This is a genomic window from Nocardia elegans NBRC 108235, assembly GCF_001612845.1.
Taxonomy (GTDB): domain Bacteria; phylum Actinomycetota; class Actinomycetes; order Mycobacteriales; family Mycobacteriaceae; genus Nocardia; species Nocardia nova.
Map to the genome: position 1 here is coordinate 146,554 of NZ_BDBF01000014.1, position 23,666 is coordinate 170,219.

The window sequence follows — 23,666 nt, forward strand, 5'->3', positions numbered from 1 at the left end:
AGAACATGGCAAACATCTTTGCTGAAATGGCAAACTGGGGTCATGGACGAGAACCTGGACCGAGCGCTCGACGCCGTGGGCCCGCGGCTGCGCGCACTGCGGCAACAACGCCAGACCACGCTCGCCGATCTGTCCACGACGACCGGCATCTCGGTGAGCACCCTGTCCCGCCTGGAATCGGGCGACCGCAAACCGACCCTCGAACTGCTGCTGCCGCTGGCCCGGGCCCACGGCGTCACGCTCGACGAACTCGTCGACGCCCCGCCCACCGGCGACCCGCGCATCCATCTGCGACCGATCACCCGGCACGGGATGACCATGCTGCCGCTGACCCGGCGCGCGGGCGGCATTCAGGCGTACAAGATGGTGATCCACCCCGAGAACCGCCGCGGCGAACCGGATCCGCAGACCCACGAGGGCTACGAATGGCTCTACGTCCTCAACGGACGTCTCCGCCTGATCCTCGGCGAACACGATCTCGTGCTGGCCCCCGGTGAGGCAGCCGAATTCGATACCCGCGTCCCGCACTGGTTCGGCCCGGCCGACGAACAGTCCGTCGAATTCCTGAGCCTGTTCGGCAAACAGGGCGAGCGCGCCCACGTGCGCGCCCGCCCCAGAGCCGGCGGGGACTAGCGTCCGGCCATATCCAGCGCGGCCAGATGGCTGAACAGGACCGATGCCCCGATCGGATTACCGCCGCCGGGATAGACGGTTCCGCTCACCGCGGCCATGGTGTTACCCGCGGCGTACAGCCCGGGAATCGGGGTGCCGGATTCGTTCAGCACCCGAGCGGTCGTATCGGTGCGCAACCCGCCCTTGGTGCCCAGGTCGGAGATGCCGAAGGCGGCGGCGTGGAAAGGTCCCTTCCGAATCGGCACCAGCGGTGACTTTCCTTCCGAGAAGGCGCGATCGTAGGCCTCGTCGCCGCGCCCGAAATCCTCGTCGACGCCGCGGTCGGCGAAGTCGTTGAATCGGTTCACCGTGTCGGCCAGCGCCTGCGCCGGAACGCCGATCTTCTCGGCGAGTTCGTCCAGGGTCGCCGCACTGTGCCGCAGCCCCGCGCGCACATACTCCTCGTGATCGACCATCGGCACGTTGCTGGCCTGCACCGGTGGTACCGGGCCGGCGCTGTCGTCGTAGATCATCCAGAACGGCAGTGTCATGGAACCCTCGTCCAGGCGGGCGATGATGTCGCGGCCCAGCCGGTCGTAGGGTGCGGATTCGTTGACGAAACGCTGTCCCGCCCCGTCGACGAATATGCCCCCGGTGAACCACAGCGCGAACGCCGCACGGCCGTCGGGATGAATCATTCCCGGCGACCACCACGCCTGATCCATCAGATCGGTATCGGCGCCGACCGCCATTCCGGCCTCGTGCGCCCTGCCCTGATTTCCCCAGGGCCCCATGGTGTCCCGCGCTCGTCCGGGGACGCCGAAGCGCCGGCGCAGGTCGTCGTTGCCTTCGAAACCGCCCGCCGCCAGCAGAACTCCCTTGCGGGCCCGGATGGCGACTCGCGTGCCCTCGCGTTCCACGATCGCGCCGACCACCGCGCCGTTCTCGGTGACCAACTCGACGAGCGGGGTGTTCAGCTGCAGCGAGACGTGGGGATACTTCGACAGCGCCAGCAGGAACCGCCCGACCAGGGCGCGGCCGCCGATCAGATATTTCGGCTGCGGCTCGCCCAGCCGATCGGTCCCCAGCGGGCCGCGCACGGCTGCCGCGAGTTCCCCCAGCGTCGCGGCGGGCAGGGGCGCCGGAACGATATGACGCTTGCCGTCGGTGCGAGCCTTCGGCGCCGCCCCGAAGTAGTCCGGCCACGGGAACATCTGGAATTCGAAACTGTCGTCGCTCTCCAGATACTCGATCACCCGGGCGCCGTTGCGGATATAGGTCTCCTGCAGGTCGGCGGGTGTGCGATCACCGACGACCGCGCGGAAATAGGTGAGCGCGTCCTCGAAGGTGTCGTCCACACCGGCCCGCCGCAGCACCGGGTTGCACGGAAACCACACTCCGCCGCCGCCCGAATACGAGGTGGTGCCGCCGAATTTCTCGGTCGCCTCCACCACGGCCACCGAAAGTCCTTCCCGCGCAGCGGTATAGGCGCCGGCCAAACCGCCGCCCGAACCCGCGACCAGTACATCGACTTCTTCGTTCCAGTCCGTCACCGCACACTCCCAGCACTCGTCTGTGCTCACGGTAAGCGCTCGGCGCCCACGCGGCACCGATGATCCCGATGGGCAGGAACGGGGTGGTCGCCGCGGCCGATCCGTGTCACCGCGATACAACCGGCGGTTGTGGCCGCGCGCGTGTCGGTTGTTTGCGCGCCGCCCGGGCCGATTGCTTCGATCCCCTCGATGATGAATCGTTCGCTGGGCACCTCGTTCACCCGGCTCTGGTCCGCCTACGCGGTGAGCACCTTCGGCACCTACCTGGCTCTGGATGCGCTACCCCTGATCGCGATCCGCGTGCTGCACACCGGACCGGGCGCGGTCTCGGCACTGGCTGCCGCCGGTCTGGCGGTCGGCGTGGTGCTCGCCCTGCCGCTCGGCCCCTGGGTCGAGTACCGGCCGAAACGTCCGGTGATGGTCGCGACCGATCTGCTGCGCTTCGCCGCCATGCTCAGTATTCCGGTCGCCTTCGCTTTCGGCGTACTCGGCTACGCGCAACTGCTCATCGTCTCCGTCGTGGTGGCCGCGGCCGATATCGCCTTCCGCGCGGCGAGTGGCGCCTACCTGAAAAGCGTTGTCTCGCGGGAGGATCTGCTCGCCGCCAACGGCAGATTCGAATCCACCACCTGGACCGCGACCGCGCTGGGACCGCCGCTGGGCGGTACCGCGATCGGGTTGTTCGGCCCGGTCACGACCGTCCTCGCGGACGCGTGCAGTTATCTGTTGTCCGCCGCGGCGCTCGGCTCGATCCGTGCCGGCGAACCGCGCCCGGATCGCGGGAAGGCCGCGCGCACCCGCGCCGCCGATCTGTTCGCGGGCTGGCGCTATCTGCTGGCCCATCCCGGTCTGCGGCCGCTGTTTCTCAACTCCGTCGCCGTGAACGGGCTGATCATGGCGACCGCGCCGGTGCTGGCCGTGCTGATGCTCGGTCGCCTCGGCTTTCCGACCTGGCAGTACGGGCTGGCCTTCGGAATCCCCTGCCTGGCGGGCCTGCTCGGCTCCCGGCTGTCGCCCTGGCTGGTCCGGCGCTACGGAGAACGCCGGATCGTCCTGGTCGCCGGCAGCCTGCGGGCCTGCTGGCCGATCGGATTGGCAGGGATCACCGCGGGGCTCGATGGTCTGGTGCTGGTGATTCTCGTCGAGGCCGGTCTCATCGCGAGCATCGGGATCTTCAATCCGGTGATGGCGACCTACCGCCTGCAGCGCACGGATCCGGGAGTGGTGGCACGCATGCTGACGGCGTGGTCGATCACCGGAAAGGCCACCACCGCGATACTGACCGCACTCTGGGGCGTGCTGGCGCAACTCACCGGCCCGCGCACCGCACTCGCCGTCGCCGGTGTGCTGTTGCTGGCCACGCCGTTGCTGCTGTTCCGAGGCGGATACGTCGACGCGGACGCCGCGGTGGAACCGCAGCCGGCGCCGGAGCCGATGCGGCAGGGGTGACCGGCGACCCGGGTGATGAGCGACACAGTGCCGTGCCGCTGTCCGGCGCCTAAATTCGTTAATTAGCGAAATGCCGAAGGATGGTGGATGTGCGCGACAGCGGATCGGTCCGCGCGGTAGACCTCGCCGAGGTGAGCGAGGCCGAATGCGAGATGCTCGAGGAATGCAAGGCCCTGGCCAACCGGACCAGGCTGCAGATCCTGCACTGGCTCAAGGATCCGCACGCGAATTTCGCTGAACTGGAACAGGATTCGGCCGAACTCGGCGTCTGCGTCGGACTGATCCAGCGGCGGGCCGGAACGTCGGCCTCGACCATCTCCGCCCATCTGGCGGTACTGCAGCGCGCGGGCTTCCTCATCGCCACCCGGCGCGGGCAGTGGACGTACTACCGCCGCGACGAGGCCCGCATCCGGCACTTCACCGACCGACTACACCGCGTGCTCTGATCCACGCACCCCCGAGTACGAAAGGTAGCGACCATGCCTACCGCCACTGGGCCCACCGCCCTGTCCATCCTCGACCTGGCGTCGGTGGCACCCGGCGCGACCGCGCGCGAGAGTTTCGCCAACAGCGTCGCCCTCGCCCAGGCCGCCGAGCGCAGCGGATATCGGCGCGTCTGGTACGCCGAACACCACAACATGCGTTCGATCGCGTCGAGCGCCACCAGCGTGCTCATCGGCCATGTGGCCGAACACACCGAGACCATCCGGCTCGGTGCGGGCGGCATCATGCTGCCCAACCATTCCCCGCTGGTCATCGCCGAACAGTTCGGCACTCTCGAAACGCTCTTCCCCGGCCGCATCGATCTCGGCCTCGGCCGCGCGCCCGGCAGCGATCAGAAGACGATGCTCGCCCTGCGCCGCGATCCGCATTCGGCCGACTCGTTCCCGCAAGACGTTCTGGAGCTGCAGGGATATCTGAGCGGCCGGTCGCGGATCCCCGGTGTGGAGGCCGTGCCGCGCGCGGAAGGCATCGTGCCGCTCTACATTCTGGGTTCCTCGCTGTTCGGCGCCCAGCTCGCGGCGCATCTCGGCCTGCCGTACGCGTTCGCATCGCACTTCGCACCCGACGCACTCCATCAGGCGGTCGAGGTCTACCGCGAGAAGTTCCAAGCCTCCGAACAGCTTTCCGAACCGTATGTGATGGCCGGCGCCAACGTGTTCGCCGCCGAGACCCACGACGCGGCGATCGCGCAGAAGACCGTCTCCTACCGGGCCCGCGCCCGCATGATGATCTCCCGCGGCGCCGGCACGGCGACCTTCACCGACGCGGAGATCGACGCCTTCCTCGCCTCCCCGAACGGCGCCCAGCTGTCTTCGATGACGCGCTACACCGCCGCCGGCACCGCCGACGAAGTGCGCGACTACCTCGACGAATTCGCCGCCTCGATCGGCGCCGACGAGCTGATCCTCGTCCACCACGCCACCGATATCGCCGACCGCGTCCGATCGGTCGAACTGACCGCGGCCGCGATGCTCGCCGAGCGAGCGGCCAACTGAAACGGCCGGGCCCGTTGCTACGGGTCCGGCCGTTGTCGGCTCACCTGGGGTCGGCTACTTCGTGGCCGTCGTGGTCGGCGCCGCCGACGTGGTGGTCGGCTGCGTCGTCGTCGGCTCGGTGGTGGTCGGCTGGGTGGTGGGCGGTGCCGTGGTCTCGACCGGGGCCGCGACCTGCGTCCGAGCCGGCGGTTCGGCCGGCGCGACGGTGGTAGTCGTGGTGGCCGGGGCCTGCGTGGTGGTCGGCGCCGTGCTGCTGTTGGTGGTCGTCGGCGTCGCGGTTGTCGGCGCGGGCTGAGTGGTGGTGGGCGCCGGGCTCGTGGTGGTGGTCGCCGCCTTGGCGTCCGTAGCCTTGCTGTCCTGGACGGTCTTGTACGCCGCCTGGACGTCGGCCTGGGTCGGCTGCGACTTCGGGTCGATCTGCTGACCCGCCTGCGCCTGCTGAGCCAGATGGGTGAGCCACGCCGCCGCATACTCGGCCGAGGTCATCGGCTTGCCGTTCGCGGCATCCGAATCGCGCCAGTAATCGAAGTGGTGACCGGTGCCGTTGGGGCCCAGGGTCAGCTGGTACGGATCACTCATGAGCACCGGGATCGTGTTCTGGTTGGTGACGATCAGGCCGATGATCTCGTTGAGCACCTTCTGTGGCAGATAGGCCAGTGGCGCCATCTGGTCGGTCGAAATCGACTGTGCCGGAGCGGGTGCGGGCGGATTGTCGCCCGGCTTGTAGCCCGGCTCGGACACCTTCAGCAGCACCTGCAGGAAGGTCTCGTTACTGGCCATCCAATTCGGCTGCGACGCGATGTAGGAGAAGGCGTTCATCGCGATCCGGCCCAGCGTGACCGCCACGTCCTGACCCGTCGCGGGCGTCAGCCCCTCGTTCTGCAAGGCGTCGACGTTCAACTGCCGGCCCACGTTCGCGGCCAGCTGCAGCAGCGAAATGTTCTGCGGCGCAGCGCACGTGAGGTCGCCTTCGGAGCAGAAGGAGGCGACCTTGCCGTTCAGCGCACCGAAGTCGCCGGCCTGGTCGGGCAGCGCGCCCTGTCCGGAGATCGGCTTGTTGCCGTTCTGGTAGTTCTGATCGAAACCGTCGGGATGGTTGGGATCCTGGGCGCCGGGGAACGGGCCATCGCCCGCGGTACGACCCGCATCCGCCAGAATCACCACGCCCAGAACGTTTTTCGGGTCGACGACATCGTATTTGCCGTCGGCGCCCGGCTGGTCGTGGCCGATACCCATGGCCACGCGCCGCGCGACGTCGGCGCCCTCGCTGTAGCCGACGATGGAGAACTTGGTGTCCGGGCAGGCCTGCGCGATGTCGTGCATGACCTTCTCGGCATTGGCCACACCGGTGTCGACCGCTTGCTCGTAGGTGCTCATATTCGCCGGATACGCGATGTACACCGCGGCATAGGAACCCGGATCGACCTTGTCGGCGGGTGCGTTGACCACCGGATCGACCCAGTGACTGCTGTAATCACTCGACAGCGCCGCCGGCAGCGCATTGCCGTTCGCGTCGACCAGCATGGCCGTCTTGTTCGGGTCCGGGCTGTCGTTGCGACCGGCCACCGAGATGGTCACCATGTCATGACATTCGGTGACCGACGAGGTGAGCCGCGTATCGCGGCTCTCGGGCGTCGCCATCAGGCCCCACGAGGCCGCGACAATGGCCGCCACCCCCAAAACTGCTGGTCCGGCGGCCGCGGAGGCGATGCGGTGCCGTTTGATGAACTCGCGAAGAGCCATGTCCTGATCCCCAATTCGGTCCGACAAGAAAGCGGGACAGGCCCCCCGACGGGCCGTGTGTGTCACGAGAGGTGTCGGGAACCACAGGCCCGGTGTTACCAGCCGGAACAGTTCTGTGATCTGAACCGCGACGTGTAAACACGAAGCCTTCCCGCAGCGATAAGGCCTTTTCCTCTGACGCGATCGACGACCACTTTGACGATCCGGCAAATTTCTTTGCGTTCGGGGCGCGGCACCGGTCACGGTGAAGGCGTGGACGACGGGTTCGAACCGGTAGTGGCAGCGCTGGGACCACGGCTGCGTGAGTTGCGCCGCCGCAGCGGCAGGACGCTGGCCGAGCTTTCGGCCGGAACAGCGATTCCGGTCAGCACCCTGTCGCGGCTCGAGTCCGGGCAGCGCAAACCCGGACTCGAACAGTTGCTGGCACTCGCCCGGGCTTACCGGATTCCGCTGGACGAACTGATCGGCGCCCCGGCGAGCGGTGACCCCCGCGTCTATCCGCAACCGTTCACACGCGACGGCATGACCGTCATCCCGCTGACTCGCAATCCCGGTGGCCTGCAGGTATTCCGCCAGATCCTGCCCGCCGGGGGCGGCCACCGCGAGCCGGCGCCGCGCTCGCACGAGGGCTACCACTGGCTGTATGTGCTCGACGGCCGACTGCGCGTGGTGCTCGGCGACCACGACCTGATACTCGGCACCGGCGAGGTCGCCGAATTCGACACCCACCTCCCGCACTGGTTCGGCAACGCCGACGCCCGCCCGGTGGAATTCCTGAGCATCCTCGGTCCCCAGGGCGAACGTTTCCACCTGCGAGCGCGCTACCGTCCGAACTGAATTCGCCGGGCGCGGCGGATCGATGAATCGCTCGTACCATGGCGTCATGCCTGTCCAGCCGGTGTCGCTGGCCGGTGCCGTGATGGATGTCGCGGTGCCGGCGGGGCCGGGTATGCCGGGAGTGAGTATGGCCGGGTTCCGCGGCAGAGCCGGGGAATCGGTCGCGTTACGGATGATTCCGTATCCGGCGCTGACCGTTTTCATCGATGTCGGTGACGCGCTGGTCGTGAACGGTGAGCGCACGGGCGGTGCTCTGGTGGTCGGCCTGCCTCGCGGCGCGCTCCGGGGCTCGGGCCGCGGGGTCGACCTGCTGCAGATCCGGCTCTCGCCCGTGATCGCCCACGCGGTGCTCGGTGCGAGTGCGGAACTGAACGGCATGGTGGTCGGGCTCGGCGAGCTGTGGGGTGGTGAGGCCCCGCGAATCCAGGAGCAACTGCGGGCCGCCCGGTCGTGGGATACGCGCTTTGCGCTCGCGCACGCCGCACTGGCTCGGCGACTCGCCACCGGTCCGGAGGTGGATCCGGAGGTCGAATTCGTTTGGCGGCGACTGGCATACAGCCACGGCCGGGCCCGGATCGAACCGCTGGCGGCCGAGGTCGGCTGGAGCCGTCAGCGGCTGTGGTCGCGCTTTCGCGCCCAGATCGGGATCACGCCCAAACAGTGCGCCCGCCTGGTGCGTTTCGACCACGTGGCCCATCGCCTCGCCGCCGGCCACCGCCCCGCTCGGGTCGCCGCCGACGCCGGTTTCGTCGATCAGTCCCATCTCCATCGCGACATCGTCGACTTCGCGGGAATGACCTCCGCGGCCGTCGCCGCCGCACCGTGGCTCTCGGTCGACCACATCGCCTGGCCGCGGCGGCTGCCCGCTACCCGCGAGCCATGTCCACGAAGCGGCTGAGGTGGAGCTGATGGGCGACGGTGATCGTCGCGGTGGGCCCGTTTCGGTGTTTGCCGAGGATCAGGTCGGCCTCGCCGCCGCGCGGGTCGTCGCGTTCGAACGCGTCGGGGCGGTGCAGCAGGATCACCATGTCGGCGTCCTGTTCCAGTGAACCGGATTCGCGGAGGTCGGAGACCATGGGGCGCTTGTCCGTTCGCTGTTCGGGACCACGGTTCAGCTGACTGATCGCGACCACCGGAACTTCCAGCTCCTTGGCCAGCAGTTTCAGGCTTCGGGAGAATTCCGAGACTTCCTGCTGGCGAGACTCGACCTTCTTACCGGATGTCATCAGCTGCAGGTAGTCCACCACGACGAGCCGCAGATCGTGGCGCTGTTTGAGCCGCCGCGCCTTGGCCCGGATCTCCATCATGGTCAGGTTCGGCGAGTCGTCGACGAACAACGGCGCCTCACTGATCTCGCTCATCCGCCGCGCGAGCTTGGTCCAGTCGTCGTCGCTCATCCGCCCGGCCCGCATATCCCCGAGCTTGATCTTCGCCTCCGCCGACAGCAGACGCATCACGATCTCGGTCTTACTCATTTCCAGCGAAAAAATAACGCTCGCCAAGCCGTGCTTGATCGAACAACTCCGCATGAAATCCATTCCGAGAGTGGAGTTGTGCGTGGGAACCATCGAGCGCCCGGCCAGGTAGAGGTGGTCGGCGTTGTCGACCTCGACACAGCGGACCGGGACGCTGGGGACCGGCCGGACGTCGACGATGAACCGTGAGTGCGAGCGGGCCGTTCCGGCCGCGCGCCGACGCTGCTTGTGCAGCAGATTCTTCCGGCTCAGACCGAACACCTCGTCGTCGGTGGCGAACGTGAGGGTATACGCCACCGAACTGTCCGCGGTGCGTCCGCGAACGCTCTTGGTCGATCGGTGGCATCGATATCCGAGGCTGACGATCAGTTCTTCCGCGTCGGAGACCAGTCGTTCGTTCGTCACGGTGAATTGCACCGAACCGCCGTGGGTCACAGTGCCGTCGGTGTCGAGCAGACCGGCCAGCAGCGCCCGCCGCTGTGCTTCGGAGGCACGCAGATAGGCGCTGGGGATGTGCTTGTTCCCCAGCACCCCGATGGTGCGCAACCGTGCTTGCACCGTGCCGGTGGTATCGCGGCAGCTCTGGCACATCCGCAGACCTGTCGAGGGTCGGCCACACTGCGGGCAGGTCGGCCGGGGCGAGGGGGCGGATACGAATCGTGATCGACCACCGCAGGATCGGCCGCAGGTCTTCACCTCGGAGGTCAACGGCACGAACTCGGTCCCGCACACAACGCAGTTGCGAGTAGCGATGGGGTCGGATTCGGGCAACCGCAGGCTGTAGCGCAACGGGGCGCTCGCCGATGGGACTGCGATCAGCCCCTCGTTCTCGATGCGCAGCACGATTTCCGGGTCCGCGGTCGTCAGTTGGGCGGAGGCGGAGGTGCCGTCGCCCAGCCAGGCGCCCAGGGTATACGGCGGAACCAGCAGATCACGCTCCGGCAGCTGCAGCGCCGCCGCGTTGGTGACCGAATGGTTGAGACGCCCGTCCGCGGTCGCGCAGCGAAGCGTTCCGGCGATGTCCGCAGTGGTCCGAACCTCGGCGAATGTCCGCTGATTCCGGTACCGATTGCGTCCGGCCGCGGCTTGCTGCGCAGAGCGCCGTGAGGCGCGTGTTTCGGTGAGCCACTGATGTTCGGCATCCGCGACGATCACCGTGCCGTCGGAGAATTCCACCTCGTAGCAAGGGCGTTCGTACATCGTCTCGGTGGCGGCCACGACCCGAGTCGGCCGTCCGTGCGCGTCGAGCAGGTGGTCTCCGACCGCCACCTCACCCATGGTCGTCCAGCCGGCCGGAGTGGGCAGCGGGGTATCGAGTGCGAGTGCCTTACCCACACCAGGCCTGGCCGCGACGATGATCATCTGGCCGGGGTGCAGGCCGTTGGTGACCTCGTCGAGTTCGGTGAAGCCGGTCGGTACGCCGAGGGAGATGCCACCGCGGCTGGCGATGGAGTCGATTTCGTCCATCGTGGGCTGGAGGAGTTCCTCCAGGGGCAGGAAGTCCTCGGTGGACCGGCGTTCGGTGACCTCGTAGATCTCGGCCTGGGCGCGGTCGACGACCTCGGCGACGTCCTGGCCCTCGGAGCCGGCGTAGCCGAATTGGACGATGCGCGTGCCGGCTTCGACCAGGCGCCGCAGAATCGCCTTCTCCGCGACGATTTCGGCGTAGTAGGAGGCGTTGGCCGCCGTCGGCACGGTTTGGGTCAGGGTGACCAGATACGGCGCGCCGCCGATGCGTTTGAGTTCGCCGCGGCGATCCAGGGTGGCGGCGACGGTGACCGGGTCCGCTGGTTCGCCACGGCCGTAGAGGTCGAGAATCGCGTCGTAGACCGCCTGGTGCGCCGGACGGTAGAAGTCGCCGGGACGGATGACCTCGACGACGTCGGCGATGGCGTCCTTGCTGAGCAGCATGCCGCCCAGAACCGACTGTTCCGCGGCCATATCGTGCGGCGGCTGCCGACCGAAATCCTCGCCGGGCTGATCGTTGTAGTCCGAGTGCCCGCGATCGTCGACGACTGCCACTCGACCGTCCTCTCTCATCGCACCCGGCCTGATCCCACCCGGCTTCGACCCTATTGATGACTTGTTGTACGCCCGGGTACCGACACGTCGGAACATGGCACACCGGACGTCGGCGCGGCCACCCCATGATCGGAAACCCGCTGTAGCTAACGATTTCTCGCAGCGAGAACCGCGGCGTTCCCGGCGCGTGATGACGGCGCCTGGAAGAACCTAAGGGACCGAGTTGGGGATCGCCAAACCGTCCTGTGGAAACAACTGTGGATAAACTGGGCACAGTTCACCCGCTGTTGTGTAGGCCTTGTGCATCAACTGGGGATAACCCGGTATGCGCAGTGGCTATGACCAGGTGGAACCACGTTTTTTCGATTTCCCACATGTGGATCGAAATCCCGTCGGCGTGTCATTCAAGATGAACAGCCGGGCGTGTTGGGTAAACACCGCTCTCTCACGCTATGGCGCAGATCACATTCCAGACGGTCGGTTCGGCTACTTGTCCACAAATCCCCAGGAGCTGGGTAAAAAGTGCGCACGATGCGTCGGTGGCCGGATCCGGTGCCTGCCGTCACCATCTAGCAAATCTTTCGCAACTCTATCGTGTCGGATCCGATTCCGCCCCGAAATGCGACAAGAGCCGTTGACGGGCCTGTCCGGCCCGGGCGAACGCGCGCAGGCGAAGACCATCCCCGCAGTGACTACGGGGATGGTCTTCGAAGAACTGTGATCCACCGTCCGGAGCGAGCGCATCGGCGAACCGATGCGGGACCCCGCCGGACGGCGGAGCGGATATCACTCCGCGGCAGCAACCTGCAGATCGAACTTGGCAATCACGTCGGGGTGCAGGTGCACGGTGACGTTGTGCTTGCCGGTGCTCTTGATGTGCGACTTCGGCAGCTCGATGCTGCGCTTGTCGAGCACCGGGCCGCCGGCGGCCTTGACCGCACCGGCGACATCGGCGGTGGTGACCGAACCGAACAGCTTGCCGGTGCCGGCGGTCTTCACCGACAGGGACACGCCCTCCAGGCCCTCGATCGCGGCCTTGAGCTCCTTGGCGTGGTCCAGGTCGCGCACGCGGCGAGCGTCCTGCGCCCGGCGGATGCCCTCGACCTGCTTCTCGGCGCCACGGGTGGCGACGATTGCCAGGCCGCGCGGCAGCAGGTAGTTGCGGCCGTAGCCGTCCTTGACCTCCACGGTGTCGCCGGGCGCACCGAGGTTGTCCACATCAGCAGTCAGAATCAGCTTCATCGTCTGCCTCCCGTTCTCAGCGAGCCGTGGACACGTAGGGCAGCAGCGCAACCTCGCGAGAGTTCTTCACCGCGACGGCGATGTCCCGCTGGTGCTGCACGCAGTTGCCGGTGACGCGGCGGGCGCGGATCTTGCCGCGGTCGCTGACGAACTTGCGCAGCAACGCCGTGTCCTTGTAGTCGATGACGGCCCCGGTGCTCGAGCCGTCCTTCTTGGCTTTCTTGTCGTCCTTGCAGAACGCGCAAGCCTTCTTCTTCAGCACCTTTTCGCGTGCCGGTGCTTTGGCCATGGGTCTTCACTCCGTTTGCCTGGGAGCCGCATAGCGCGGGCCCCGATATGTGAGCCGTTCAGAACGGCGGTTCGTCGTCCATCTGGCCGCCTCCGAAGGAGCCGGCCGCGGGAGCGCTGCCCCACGGATCGTCGCCGGCGGAACCCTGTCCGCCGCGACTGCCACCGTTGGAGCCGCCGAAGCCCCCACCACTGCCGCCGGAATTGCCGCCGAAACCACCACCACCGCCGCCACCGCCGCGCGAGGTCTTGTTGACCTTCGCGGTCGCGTAGCGCAGGGAGGGACCGACCTCGTCGACCTCGAGTTCCACGACCGTGCGCTTCTCACCCTCGCGGGTTTCGTAGGAGCGCTGCTTGAGCCGTCCGCTCACGATCACGCGAGCGCCTCGGGTCAGACTCTCGGCGACATTCTCCGCGGCCTCACGCCAAATGTTGCAGCGCAGGAACAGTGCCTCGCCGTCTTTCCATTCGTTGGCGTTGCGGTCGAACACCCGGGGAGTCGAGGCGACGGTGAAATTGGCCACCGCCGCGCCCGCGGGCGTGAATCGAAGTTCCGGATCTGCCGTCAAATTGCCGATGACGGTGATTACGGTGTCGCCTGCCATGGTTCCTCCTGGTCTCCGGTGCGATCAGCTGTGCACTCGCCTGTTGCGCTAGAGCCTAAGGCCAGGCAACGACAAGTGCGGTTTGCTTTCCGACAGGTATGCCAGGGGTCTTACTTCTTGTCCTGCCGCAGCACCTTGGTGCGCAACACCGACTCGTTCAGGCCCAGCTGACGGTCGAGCTCGCTGACCGTGGCCGGCTCGGCGGTCAGGTCGACGACGGCGTAGATGCCCTCGGCGCGCTTCTCGATTTCGTAGGCCAGCCGGCGGCGGCCCCAGAGGTCGACCTTGTCGATCTTGCCGCCCTGCTGCGAGACCACACTGAGCATCTTGTCCAAGTTCGGACCGACAGTGCGCTCGTCCAGGTTCGGATCGAGGATGACCATCACTTCGTAATGACGCACGGGAACCCATCACCTCCTGTGGACTGTGAACGGCCACGGACTTTCCGTGGCAGGAGGGGTCGTTGCGTCAGCAACCCGATAAGGCTACATGAACGGCCGGTCCGGGCCCGAATCCGGGGCACCGGGTGCGAAATGGGTCTCCTTCCCGGGGAATAACGCCGTTCGCGGGGTAGCCCACCTATCGTGGTGCATATGCCGATTCGACCCGCCGATCGTTGGGACCGCGGCGGCGGCGACGGCGTGGCCGCGGAGGTGGCCGCGTGGCCGATGCCGTAGTCCGGGCGCGCGCCGCCGGCCGGGTCGCGGCCGCGGCCGCTGTGCTGGCCTGCGCGGTGACGCTGATCTTCGCCTATCTCAACAAGGCCCGCTGCGCGGGCGCGCCGTTCGACGGCGACGGGCGAAGTCTGATCTTCGACCGCATCAAGGATGCCGAGGTCTGCTATTCCGACATCCAGTTCCTCTGGCTCGGCCGCGGCATCGACGAGCATCTGTTTCCGTACGTCGGCGGCGGCATCACCCCCGACGGCACGCTGACCGGCGGCGCCGTGGAATATCCGGTGCTCAGCGGGCTGCTGATGTGGCTCGGCGCGGCCGGGGTGCACGACGACGCCGGCTTCCTGCTGCATTCGGCCCTGCTGCTGGCGCCGTTCGCCCTGCTGACCGCCTGGATGCTGGGCCGGATGTCGGGAGCCGTCGCGCTGCTGTGGTCGGTGGGCCCGCCGCTGGTGCTCTACGCCTTCCACAACTGGGAACTCCCGGTGGTGTGCACGGCGGTCGGCGCGGTCTACGTGATGACGACGCTGACTCGATATTCGTTGCGCACCAGGGGAATTGCCGCGGCGGTCCTGCTGGGCATCGGGTTCTGCCTGAAGTTGTATCCGGGGATCTTCGTCCTGCCGCTGATGCTCCACATATTTCTCGGTGAGCCGGACCTCGGCGAGCCGCGGCCGGATCGCCCCCGCCGCGGCTACGACCCGGGCGGTGCGCTCGCGGCCGCGGGTGCGGCGATCGCGACGGTGGTGGCGATCAACCTGCCCTTCGCGCTGCTCGGCTACGACGGCTGGCGGGCCTCGTTCATCTTCCAGCAGATGCGCCAGGCCGATATCACCACCAACTCCGTCTGGTACTGGGGACTGCGGCCGATGTTCGCGCAGGGGCAGAGCGGGGAGGCGTCGTTCCAGGACGTCGTGGCGACGGCTTCGCCGATCCTGGTGGTCGTTTCGTTCGCGCTGGCTATCTGGTTGGGGTGGAAGCGTTTTCCCGCACTCGGTTACTACCCCTGGGTGGGTGTGAGCGCGGCGATGCTGTGTGGATTCCTGCTGTTCCACAAGGTCCACTCACCGCAGTACACGCTGTGGATACTGCCGTTCTTCGTCCTGCTCGAGGTGCCGTGGGCGGCGATCGGTGCCTATCTGCTGGCCGATCTGGCGCTCGGCATCGGGGTCTTCCGCTACTTCCATGCCCTGGGCAGCGGGACGGGTGCGGACTTCTACGAGAAGCTCGTGCAGTTCGGGGTGTGGGGACGCGCGATACTGCTGGTGTTCTTCTTCTTCGCGTTCGTCCGCGCCCGCCCGCGCGGATACCGGCCGATGGTGTCGCCGGTAGCGCGCGAACTCGTTCCCGCGCGGTGACTTACGGCTTGCCGTGGCGAGCGCGGAACGACGCGCTCTTGGCGCGGTTGCCGCACAGCGTCATATCGCACCAGCGTCGCGAACCCGCGCGGGAGGTGTCGAGGTAGAGGCGTGTGCAGGTGTCGCGGCCGCACTGTTTGATCCGATCGCGATCGGGTCCGCCGAGGAGTTCGATCGCCTCGGTCGCGATCCGGGCGAGGGCGTGATCGCAATCGCCGCGCCGGGTCACGCCGGTGTCGGCACGCAGGGCGATCGAGGGTTTCGGCCCGTCGGCGATCCGATTCACCAGGACGCGGTCGGCATCGCGCCACGGCTCGCCGACGCTCGTGGCCAGGGCCAGGCGGTACACCGCTTCGCGCAGTTCGACCGCCCGCGCGAGCGCGGCCGCGTCGCACTGTGCCGCGGAGTCCAGTAGTCCTGCCGCGATCAGCCATTCGTCGAGTGCGGCGGGAGCCGTCAGCAGATCGATGAAACCGGCGTTGCGCTCCTGGACCGTGCCGGCGAAATCCAGGGCCAGGTTGCCGCTGACGAAGGTGAACACCTTTCCCATAGTAACCCCCTTGACAGGTTAGTTGCACCGATGTCAGGGTTGATAACCAGTTGAAGCGGTTACTTGGGAGGTGTCGTGCGGAACCGACTGATGGAGACGGCCGCGCCCGCGGCCTTCGTCGTGATGTGGAGTAGCGCGTTCATCGCCGGCATCATCGGCGTCGGCGCGGCGCCGCCGATGGTGGTGCTGTTCGCACGCTTCGCCTTCGCCGGGGTGGCCTTGGCTGCGTATGCCGTTGCCGTGCGGGCGTCATGGCCGCGTGGCCGGGAACTCCTGCATGTCGCCGTCGCCGGCTTGCTCATGCAAATGGTGCAGTTCGGGGCCTTCTACACGGCCATGGCCGATCATGTCTCCGCGGCGGTGATTTCCCTGGTACAGGGGTTGAATCCGGTGGTGATCGCACTGTTCGCCGGGACCGTGCTCGGGGAGTCGGTCACCGTGCGGCAATGGATCGGATTCGGTGTCGGCGGCATCGGTGTCGGACTGGCCGTCTTCGATCAATCCCACTTCTCCGCAACGGGTTTGGTGCTGTGCGTGGTCGGCCTGCTGGGACTGAGTCTCGGCACGGTCTATCAGAAGCGTTTCGTGCCGCAGGTCGACCCTCGCACCAATACCGCTGTGCACGTTCTGGTCAGCGCGCCGGTGGCCGGAATCTTCATGCTCGCGAGCGGCAGTACCCATATCGCCGATCCCCTTCGGTTCGCCGGCTCGCTGGTGTGGATGGTGGCGATCAACGCCGTCGCGTGCTTCCTGTTGCTGAATGCCATGCTGCGGCGCTGGGACGCCACGCGTGTCGGCAAGCTGTTCTTCGTCACCCCGCTGGTCACGGCGGTGCTGGCCTGGCTGCTGATCGCACAACCGTTGCGCCCGTTGACGATTGCTGGCCTCGGCGTCGGCCTGATCGGGATGGTGCTGGCCTCGCTGCGGTCCGGAACCCGGCGGGATGCCGCGTCGGTCGGGGAGCCGACATCGCCGGTACCCGGCGGTGTCCGGGAGCATCGGGCGGGCGTGGCCGCCTGACGTGCGGGCGCGCCCGATCGGGCGTTACTGCGGCTCGCCCTGCGCCGCGCTGATCACGCCGTCGAGCACGTCGCGGGTGCGGACCAAATCCTTGATGCACGCGTCGATGCGCTTGCGTTCGGCGGCAAGGGTTTCCGTGAGCCACGGTGTCGCGGTCGCCGCGGGTGTGCCGTCGGTGTCGTTGATGCACGGGAGCAGTTCGGCGATGGTGCGGCTGTGCAGTCCCGCGGCGAACATCTCCTGAATACGAACGACACGGTCCACCGCCTGCTCAGGGTATTCGCGCTGACCGCCGGAGGTCCGGGTCGAGGCGAGCAGACCCTGGCTCTCGTAGTACCGCAACGACCGCACGCTGACGCCCGTGCGTCGTGCCAGTTCACCGATGCGCACCGGTTTCTCCTTGCACCTCACATTGATGTCAGGTTCTACGGTACGCGCATGCTGTTGCTGACCGACTATCACGCACACCACCTGCATCTGCCCAATCGCGTCGTGATGGCGCCGATGACTCGGCTGCGCTCCCGTCCCGACGGTTCACCCACCGCCGATGTGGCGACCTACTACGCCCAGCGTGCGGAGGCCGGACTCATTGTCACCGAGGGCATCTGGCCGCATTCCAGCGGGCAGAGCGAGGCGTGGGTGCCGGGCCTGGCCACCGAGACGCACATCGCCGAATGGCGCCGGGTCACCGAGGCCGTCCACGGCGCGGGCGGCAGGATCTTCGCCCAGCTCATGCACGGTGGCCGGTGGGGCCATCCGCTCGCCCGGATCGACGGCACCCTGCCGGCCGGTCCGTCCGCGGTGCCGGCATCCGATCCGGTCCACCTGCTCGACGGCGGGAAGGCCCCGGCGCCGCATCCTCGTGCCATGACCCGCGCCGAGATCGCACAGGCCGTCCAGCATTACGCCGATGCCGCCGCCAACGCGCTCGCGGCCGGATTCGACGGTGTCGAAATCCACGGGGCGAACAGTTATCTCGTTCATCAGTTCCTGGCCGACAACACCAATCTGCGCACCGACGAATACGGCGGCACGATCTCCAATCGCATGCGATTCGCACTCGAGGTCACCGATGCCGTTGCCGCGGTGGCGGGTTCGCATCGAGTCGGGATCCGGCTGTCCCCGGGTAATCCGCAGTTCGGGATGCGCGAGGCCGATCCGGCGCCGCTCTATCGCGCCCTGGTGGGTGAACTCGCCGGGCGAGATCTCGCCTATCTGCACCTCACCGACAACGACGACTATCCGGCGCTCGACGATCTGCGCCCGCGCTGGAACGGCACACTCCTCGCCAATGTCGGCGAGAACCGCGCGCCGACCACACCGGCGGCGGCCGAGCGGGTACTCGCCGAGGGCCGAGCGGATCTGGTGTCCTTCGGGCGCGCCTTCATCGCCAACCCCGATCTCGTGTCGCGGATTCGGCACGGGCGAGCGCCGGCACCGGTGCGCGAGGACGGTCTCTACGGCCGGGGACCGATCGGATACACGGACTACCCGTCCTGGACCGACCGCGACGAACGGGTCGCTTGAAGGGCAATCACAGCGCCGATGACCGCCCCGTTCGCATGCCGTCGGCTCGCTCATCTCGGGCTTCGTGGCATGCGTTGCGACGGGCATCGGCGTGTTCCATTGTCACAGAACCGCACCCGGTTCGGTGCCGGGGTTCCGGGATTACTGCCAGCGTGCCAGCAACCGGTTCGCCTCGGTGCTCAGTGCGCGTTGCAGGAAAGGCCCGAAACTGACTCGGGCAACACCCAATTCGGCGAACCAGGCTCGATCGCCCTGATCCGGCAGACCGATGGCGTTGACGGGCAACGGAAGTTCGGCACAGAGCCGGCGCAAGATCTCCGGATCACGCTGGCCCACCGGATACAGCACGTCGGCACCCGCATCGGCCGCCAGCCGCATCCGCTCCAGCACCCGCTCCACGCGATCCGGGGTGTTCTGGTCCTCGCGCAGGAACAGATCGGTGCGGGCGTTGACCACCACGTGCACACCGGCGGCATCGGCCGCCTGCCGCAGTCCGGCAACGAAGTCGGCGTGCTCGCTCGGCTCGCGCAGGCGGCCACCCTCGCTGTGCACCGAATCCTCGATGTTGAGGCCGACCGCGCCCGCCTCCAGCAGTCCGTCGATCAGTTGTGCGGGCTTCAGGCCGTAGCCGGATTCGATATCGACCGAGACGGGAATGTCCACCGCCGCGGTGATCTCGCGAACCCGGGCCATCGACTCGGGATAGGTCATCCCCTCCTGATCCGATTTGCCCAGCGAATCCGCCAGCGGATGGCTGCCGACGGTCAATGCGGCGAAACCGGCCGCCTGCACCAGATTCGCCGACCACGCGTCCCAGACGGTCGGCAGAATCGCCGGGGCGCCGGGGCGGTGCAACTCGAGGAAGGTGGTCGCCTGCTCGCTCAATGCGGTCATGTGTCGATCCTGGCCCATGAGCGGGTGTTCGCGCCAGAGGCCGGATACGGCGCCTTGGGTTGCAGGGCCGACGGCAACCACGGCAGCGCCGGGTCCTGCGCGCGGTCCAGAATTCCGCCCACCGGATCGTCGGCGCCGTCGCTTCGCACGAGGTCCAGGTCGGGCCGGTAGATCTGGCGGACCACCAACGCGCACAGGCCCACGACCGCGAGGTCGCGGATCAGGACCGCGCTGGTGAACCACTGTTCGGGGACGCCCTTGTCCTCGGTGCCGAGGTAGTAGTACATGCGTGGGAACCACACCAGCGCGTCGATCGTCATCCATGCCAGCAGGATTCGCCGGTGCGGCAGTGCCAGCACCGCCAGCGGCACCAGCCACAGTGAATACTGCGGACTCCACACCTTGTTGGTCAGCAGGAACGCCGCCACGACCAGGAAGGCCAGCTGTGCGACCCGGGGCCGGCGGGCGGCGGTCAGCGCGATGTAGCCGATCACCGCGCAGGCGGCCGCGAACAACAGCAGCGATACCAGATTCAGTGCGGTCGGAGTGTCGGAGGAGGCGAGTGGTCCGTCGAACCCCTGCCAGCCGGTGAAGGAGGTGACCACGTTGTAGAGCGAGTCAGGATCGGCATGGCGTTCACTGTTGAGCCGGAAGAATTCCCACCAGCCCTCGGTGAACGGCACGGCGATGGGCAGATTCACCGCCAGCCAGGCCAGCACCGCCGACACCACCGTCACCAGCGCCGCGCGCAGTGGGCTGATCCGCGCCCCGGCCAGATAGTCGCGCAGCGCGCCGATCACGTTGTTGCCGTTGCGCCGCAGCTGTTCTCGCAGGCCCGGCAAGCGGTCGCGGCCGTCGACGCGCAGGCACAGCACCACGATCGGGCCCAGCAGCAACAGCGGATACAGCTTGGCCGCACCGCCCAGCCCGAGCAGTATCCCGGCCAGGACCGGTCGCCGCCTGGCCCACGCCAGCAGGCCCGTGGCCGCGAAAGCCGTTGCCAGGGCGTCGAAATTGGTGAAGATGTGCACGAGCACCAGCGGTGAGAGGGCGACCAGTGCGGCATCCCAGATGCGGCGGCCCGAGAGCATCGCCGACGCCCACACCGTCACCAGCCAGGCCAGTGCCAGTCCCACGGCGACGACGTTGAAATACACCACCACCGACAGCGCCTTCGGCAACGGCAGCGACATCCAGATGTTGGCGACCTCCATCGCCAGGTACTGGTAGAGGCCCGACAGCACCGGATACTCCATGTACCGGGTCTGCAGCTTGCCGTCGGGACCGACCTCGGTCCACTTCTTCTTGTAGGGGAACGCGCCCTCGTCGAGATGTTCGGCGCCGTAGAGCGGCACCGTATCCGAGTAGCACATGGCCACGTACTGGCGGCCGTTGTTCCAGTCGAGGGTGAGATGGCCCTCCGAGGTGGTCGTCTGCTGGATGCAGCCGGCCTTACCGGCCCAGCCGAAGGCGAGGAACACCACCGCGAAGGCCAGCAGGATGCGCAGCGGAGTCCAGAAGCGGGCCCGGCCGATCAGGGCGTGGTCGCCGACCGGGCCCCCGATCGTGCTGCTCAACTGCGCGGTCATCGAATCGGTGCGGCTGGGTTTGTCCCGGCGGACCGCCGACCTCCGATCCGCCGCGAGGGGCGCCGCGGAAACGAAACCGGTGGCGGTCTCGACACCTTCGTCACCGAACGTCGAGGCCGCCACCGGCTGTTGTTCACTCACGCCACCCGAGGCTACCGGTGACTGTTGGTGTACCCGTCTCCTGTGCCGTCGGTACTGGTGCCGACGCCCGCGCCCGGACGCTGGGACCGTGAATTGCCGCTGGTGTCACCGGAGTTGGAGGTGCTCGGTGACGTGCCGTCGGCGGGCGCCACCGGTTGCCCCGGCAGCGGGCCCGTGTCCTGCGACTGCGGCTGGTTCTGCTGCGGTTGTGAGCGCGGGTTCGGCTGGATGCCCGGCACCGGAATGGTGATGCCCGGCAGGATCTCGACCTGCGACGGCTTCACCACGACCGGCGGCTGATACTCCTGCTGCGTGGTGCTCGGCGCGGTGTAGGGCGCCGAGAAGGACGGCACACCGGCCTGACCGCCGATCGCGGCCGGCTTCGGGAAGTTCTCCTTCGGCGTGCCCTCGAGCGCGCCGTCCATGGTGTCCTTCCAGATATCCGACGGCAGGCCGGAGCCGTACATGATCGAGCCGCCGGGCGTCTTCAGCGCGACACCGTCCGCGGTACCCACCCAGACCGCTGTCGACAGCGACGGGGTGAAGCCGATCATCCACGCGTCCTTGTTCTGACCGGTGTCACCGAGCTGGGTGGTACCGGTCTTGGAGCCGGACGGCCGGCCGCCGGCCAGGCCGTGGTTGCGGGAGGACGCGGCGATCGGTTGCATCGCCGACGAGAGGTTGTCGGCGACCGCTGCGGAGATCCGCTGCTCCCCGGCGACCTGTCCGCGGTCGAGCAGCACCTGACCGTCGGCCGTGACGACCTTCTGCACGAAATGCGGCTTGTAATACACACCCGAGGCCGCGATGGTCGCGTACGCGGAGGCCATATCCAGCGGCCGCACCTGGTACTGACCCAGGATGATGCCGTTGTTCGGCCCGGAACCATCGGGTTCGGTCAGGGTCTGGCCCACACCCGGAATCGTGTCGGGGATGCCCATCCGATGCGCCATCGCCGCGATCTTGGCCGGGCCGTCCGGCATATCCAGTTCCATGCGGTAGAAGCTGGTGTTCAGCGACCGCTTGAGTGCCTCGGCGATGGTGCAGGTACCGCAGGTTTCGCCTTCGGCGTTGGTGATCTTGATGCCGTTGACGGTCAGATCGGAACTGTCGTACATCGTCGACAGCGGCTTGCCGAGTTCGAGATTCTCGGCCAGGCCGAAGACCTTGAAGGTCGAGCCGGACTGCAACCCGGCGTTGGCGAAGTCCCAGCCGGTCGCGTTGTCGCCGCCGTAATAGGCGCGCACCGCACCGGATTTCGGATCGACCGAGACGACCGCGGTCCGGACCTCGTCGCGTTCACCCTGCATGTTCTTGTGCACGGAATCGATCGCCGCCTGCTGGGCCTTCTGATCGATGGTCGTGGTGATCTGCAGACCCTCGGTGTTCAGCTGGGTATCGCTGATGCCGGCCTCGGACAGCTCGCTGAGCACCTGCCGCTTGATCAAGCCGTTGGGGCCCGCGGTCTTGTTCTCGCTGTCGCTGTTGGCGCTGGACGGCAGGACCTTCGGATACACCATCTTGGCGCGTTCGGCGGCGGGTACGGAACCGGCCTTGACCATGCCGTCGAGGACGTAGTTCCAGCGCTGTTCGGCGCCCTTCGGGTTGTTCTCCGGGTCCAGGCCGTACGGCTGGTTGATGGTGGCGGCCAGCATCGCGCCCTCTTCGACGGTCAGCTGTTCGACCGACTTGCCGAAGTAGGCCTTGGCCGCGGCGTCGATACCGAAGGTGCCGCGACCGAACGGAATCGTGTTCAGATACGCGGTGAGGATGTCGTCCTTGCTCCACTGCCGCGCCATCTTCGCCGAGATCACCAACTCGCGCATCTTGCGGCTCAGCGAATGCTGATTGCCGACCATCGCGTTCTTGACGTACTGCTGGGTGATCGTCGAACCACCACCGGCGGTGTCCTTGCCCATCAGGTTGTCGCGCGCGGCGCGGGCGAAACCGCTGATGGAGAAGCCCGGGTTGGAGTAGAAGTCCCGGTCCTCGGCCGCGATCACCGCATTGCGCACGTGCGGCGGGATCTGGTCGATGGTGACGTCGGTCCGGTTACCTTCCGGCGGAACGATTCTGCTGATCTGCGTGGTGCCGTCGGAGGCCAGGATCGTGGCGACCTGAGGGGTTTTGAGATCGCCCGGCTGGGGTATCGAGACCGTCGTGTACGCGATCAGGAAGACCGCGCTCGGCACCACGATGGCCAATGCCACCAGGACATAGATCGCTCGGCGCACGATGCGCCACGGCGATTTCTTCTTGGTCTTCGGGCCCCTGCCCGCCGATCCACCCGGACCGTCACCGCCGCCGTTGCCCTTGCGCGGCGGCGGACCCGACGGGGGCGTACCTCCGGCGACCGCGCGGCGGCCGCCGGTGCCCGGACCGGATCCGGGGCGCGTCCCGGCGCCACCGGGAGCCGACCGGTTGGCCGCGGTCGAGCGCGGGCCGCGCTGCGCCATCGCCTCACCGAGGGTTCCGGCCGCGATCTTCTGGGTGGCCTGAGGTTTCTGCTCGCCCGGTTTGGCGATCTTCTGCGTTGCCCCCGCACCCGGACGCGATGCCGGGTTCGCGGGACGCCGCGGCGGGCCACC

Annotated in this window: 21 protein-coding genes; 9 read left to right on the plus strand and 12 right to left on the minus strand. The window is 67.6% G+C overall.

Going from position 1 to position 23,666, the window contains the following annotated elements:
• Positions 1-42 precede the first annotated feature (42 nt).
• The gene (locus NE2_RS12280) at positions 43-633 is read left to right on the plus strand and encodes a helix-turn-helix domain-containing protein (RefSeq protein WP_063014320.1); all 591 of its coding nucleotides are present in this window, start codon (positions 43-45) and stop codon (positions 631-633) included.
• Here the strand turns inward: NE2_RS12280 and NE2_RS12285 are convergent.
• On the minus strand, positions 630-2,165 hold the full coding sequence (locus tag NE2_RS12285; protein ID WP_063014405.1) for an FAD-binding protein: 1,536 nt from the start codon (positions 2,163-2,165) through the stop codon (positions 630-632). The two genes, NE2_RS12280 and NE2_RS12285, sit on opposite strands and share 4 nt — an antisense overlap.
• Before the next feature lie 189 nt (positions 2,166-2,354).
• Here NE2_RS12285 and NE2_RS12290 point away from each other — a divergent pair, with 189 nt between their 5' ends.
• The 3 genes from NE2_RS12290 to NE2_RS12300 all read left to right on the plus strand — a co-directional run bounded on the left by NE2_RS12290 (position 2,355) and on the right by NE2_RS12300 (position 5,113).
• Entirely contained in the window at positions 2,355-3,614 is a 1,260-nt protein-coding gene (locus NE2_RS12290) for an MFS transporter (RefSeq protein ID WP_063026034.1), read from the plus strand.
• 89 nt (positions 3,615-3,703) lie between these two features.
• On the plus strand, positions 3,704-4,060 hold the full coding sequence (locus tag NE2_RS12295; protein WP_233429757.1) for an ArsR/SmtB family transcription factor: 357 nt from the start codon (positions 3,704-3,706) through the stop codon (positions 4,058-4,060).
• A gap of 33 nt (positions 4,061-4,093) precedes the next feature.
• Positions 4,094-5,113, plus strand: a complete 1,020-nt coding sequence (locus NE2_RS12300; RefSeq protein WP_063026035.1) for an LLM class flavin-dependent oxidoreductase — start codon at positions 4,094-4,096, stop codon at positions 5,111-5,113.
• Between the two features lie 54 nt (positions 5,114-5,167).
• Here NE2_RS12300 and NE2_RS12305 read toward each other — a convergent pair whose 3' ends face one another.
• The gene (locus NE2_RS12305; protein ID WP_063026036.1) at positions 5,168-6,856 is read right to left on the minus strand and encodes a cutinase family protein; all 1,689 of its coding nucleotides are present in this window, start codon (positions 6,854-6,856) and stop codon (positions 5,168-5,170) included.
• A gap of 252 nt (positions 6,857-7,108) precedes the next feature.
• Between NE2_RS12305 and NE2_RS12310 the strand changes: the two genes are divergently transcribed.
• Both NE2_RS12310 and NE2_RS12315 read left to right on the plus strand, forming a co-directional pair.
• On the plus strand, positions 7,109-7,693 hold the full coding sequence (locus NE2_RS12310) for a helix-turn-helix domain-containing protein (RefSeq protein WP_063026037.1): 585 nt from the start codon (positions 7,109-7,111) through the stop codon (positions 7,691-7,693).
• 46 nt (positions 7,694-7,739) lie between these two features.
• Positions 7,740-8,591, plus strand: a complete 852-nt coding sequence (locus NE2_RS12315; RefSeq protein WP_063026038.1) for an AraC family transcriptional regulator — start codon at positions 7,740-7,742, stop codon at positions 8,589-8,591.
• Here the strand turns inward: NE2_RS12315 and dnaB are convergent.
• From dnaB to rpsF, 5 genes are all read right to left on the minus strand, one after another.
• On the minus strand, positions 8,560-11,190 hold the full coding sequence (dnaB, locus tag NE2_RS12320; protein ID WP_063026039.1) for a replicative DNA helicase: 2,631 nt from the start codon (positions 11,188-11,190) through the stop codon (positions 8,560-8,562). The two genes, NE2_RS12315 and dnaB, sit on opposite strands and share 32 nt — an antisense overlap.
• 786 nt (positions 11,191-11,976) lie before the next feature.
• Positions 11,977-12,432: a 50S ribosomal protein L9 gene (gene rplI / locus NE2_RS12325; protein ID WP_030514150.1), complete on the minus strand. Its 456-nt coding sequence runs from the start codon at positions 12,430-12,432 to the stop codon at positions 11,977-11,979.
• A 16-nt stretch (positions 12,433-12,448) separates the two neighbouring features.
• Complete coding sequence (rpsR, locus tag NE2_RS12330) at positions 12,449-12,721, minus strand: 30S ribosomal protein S18 (RefSeq protein WP_063026040.1); 273 nt, start codon at positions 12,719-12,721, stop codon at positions 12,449-12,451.
• Positions 12,722-12,779: 58 nt separating this feature from the next.
• Positions 12,780-13,325 (minus strand): single-stranded DNA-binding protein, encoded by a 546-nt coding sequence (locus tag NE2_RS12335; RefSeq protein WP_063026041.1) that lies wholly within the window; start codon positions 13,323-13,325, stop codon positions 12,780-12,782.
• 110 nt (positions 13,326-13,435) lie between these two features.
• Entirely contained in the window at positions 13,436-13,726 is a 291-nt protein-coding gene (gene rpsF, locus NE2_RS12340; protein ID WP_030514152.1) for a 30S ribosomal protein S6, read from the minus strand.
• Between the two features lie 260 nt (positions 13,727-13,986).
• Here rpsF and NE2_RS12345 point away from each other — a divergent pair, with 260 nt between their 5' ends.
• Positions 13,987-15,357, plus strand: a complete 1,371-nt coding sequence (locus NE2_RS12345; RefSeq protein ID WP_063026042.1) for a glycosyltransferase family protein — start codon at positions 13,987-13,989, stop codon at positions 15,355-15,357.
• 1 nt (position 15,358) lies between these two features.
• On the opposite strand, the gene NE2_RS12350 is transcribed toward NE2_RS12345, so the two are convergent.
• The gene (locus NE2_RS12350) at positions 15,359-15,907 is read right to left on the minus strand and encodes a CGNR zinc finger domain-containing protein (protein ID WP_063909371.1); all 549 of its coding nucleotides are present in this window, start codon (positions 15,905-15,907) and stop codon (positions 15,359-15,361) included.
• A 75-nt stretch (positions 15,908-15,982) separates the two neighbouring features.
• On the opposite strand from NE2_RS12350, the gene NE2_RS12355 reads away from it, so the two are divergent.
• On the plus strand, positions 15,983-16,927 hold the full coding sequence (locus NE2_RS12355; RefSeq protein ID WP_233429758.1) for a DMT family transporter: 945 nt from the start codon (positions 15,983-15,985) through the stop codon (positions 16,925-16,927).
• A 24-nt stretch (positions 16,928-16,951) separates the two neighbouring features.
• Here NE2_RS12355 and NE2_RS12360 read toward each other — a convergent pair whose 3' ends face one another.
• Positions 16,952-17,317 (minus strand): MerR family transcriptional regulator, encoded by a 366-nt coding sequence (locus tag NE2_RS12360; protein WP_063026065.1) that lies wholly within the window; start codon positions 17,315-17,317, stop codon positions 16,952-16,954.
• A 48-nt stretch (positions 17,318-17,365) separates the two neighbouring features.
• Between NE2_RS12360 and NE2_RS12365 the strand changes: the two genes are divergently transcribed.
• A complete protein-coding gene (locus NE2_RS12365; RefSeq protein ID WP_063026044.1) occupies positions 17,366-18,454 on the plus strand; it encodes an alkene reductase in 1,089 nt (362 codons plus the stop codon).
• Between the two features lie 141 nt (positions 18,455-18,595).
• Here the strand turns inward: NE2_RS12365 and NE2_RS12370 are convergent, their stop codons facing one another.
• The 3 genes from NE2_RS12370 to NE2_RS12380 all read right to left on the minus strand — a co-directional run.
• The gene (locus NE2_RS12370; RefSeq protein WP_063026045.1) at positions 18,596-19,348 is read right to left on the minus strand and encodes an isocitrate lyase/PEP mutase family protein; all 753 of its coding nucleotides are present in this window, start codon (positions 19,346-19,348) and stop codon (positions 18,596-18,598) included.
• Positions 19,345-21,060: a glycosyltransferase family 87 protein gene (locus NE2_RS12375; protein ID WP_063026066.1), complete on the minus strand. Its 1,716-nt coding sequence runs from the start codon at positions 21,058-21,060 to the stop codon at positions 19,345-19,347. The genes NE2_RS12370 and NE2_RS12375 overlap by 4 nt, the downstream gene beginning before the upstream one ends.
• 29 nt (positions 21,061-21,089) lie before the next feature.
• Positions 21,090-23,666: transglycosylase domain-containing protein (locus tag NE2_RS12380; protein ID WP_063026046.1), on the minus strand; the 2,577-nt coding region annotated here is incomplete at its 5' end.

What these genes read in the sequence shown, in the direction of transcription:
- NE2_RS12280 (WP_063014320.1), top strand. Translation starts at nt 43, where the DNA reads ATGGACGAGAACCTGGACCGAGCGCTCGACGCCGTGGGCCCGCGGCTG.
- rplI (WP_030514150.1), bottom strand. Translation starts at nt 12,432, where the DNA reads ATGAAGCTGATTCTGACTGCTGATGTGGACAACCTCGGTGCGCCCGGC.
- NE2_RS12335 (WP_063026041.1), bottom strand. Translation starts at nt 13,325, where the DNA reads ATGGCAGGCGACACCGTAATCACCGTCATCGGCAATTTGACGGCAGAT.
- NE2_RS12300 (WP_063026035.1), top strand. Translation starts at nt 4,094, where the DNA reads ATGCCTACCGCCACTGGGCCCACCGCCCTGTCCATCCTCGACCTGGCG.
- NE2_RS12305 (WP_063026036.1), bottom strand. Translation starts at nt 6,856, where the DNA reads ATGGCTCTTCGCGAGTTCATCAAACGGCACCGCATCGCCTCCGCGGCC.
- NE2_RS12370 (WP_063026045.1), bottom strand. Translation starts at nt 19,348, where the DNA reads ATGACCGCATTGAGCGAGCAGGCGACCACCTTCCTCGAGTTGCACCGC.
- NE2_RS12315 (WP_063026038.1), top strand. Translation starts at nt 7,740, where the DNA reads ATGCCTGTCCAGCCGGTGTCGCTGGCCGGTGCCGTGATGGATGTCGCG.
- NE2_RS12365 (WP_063026044.1), top strand. Translation starts at nt 17,366, where the DNA reads ATGCTGTTGCTGACCGACTATCACGCACACCACCTGCATCTGCCCAAT.
- rpsR (WP_063026040.1), bottom strand. Translation starts at nt 12,721, where the DNA reads ATGGCCAAAGCACCGGCACGCGAAAAGGTGCTGAAGAAGAAGGCTTGC.
- NE2_RS12350 (WP_063909371.1), bottom strand. Translation starts at nt 15,907, where the DNA reads ATGGGAAAGGTGTTCACCTTCGTCAGCGGCAACCTGGCCCTGGATTTC.
- NE2_RS12290 (WP_063026034.1), top strand. Translation starts at nt 2,355, where the DNA reads ATGATGAATCGTTCGCTGGGCACCTCGTTCACCCGGCTCTGGTCCGCC.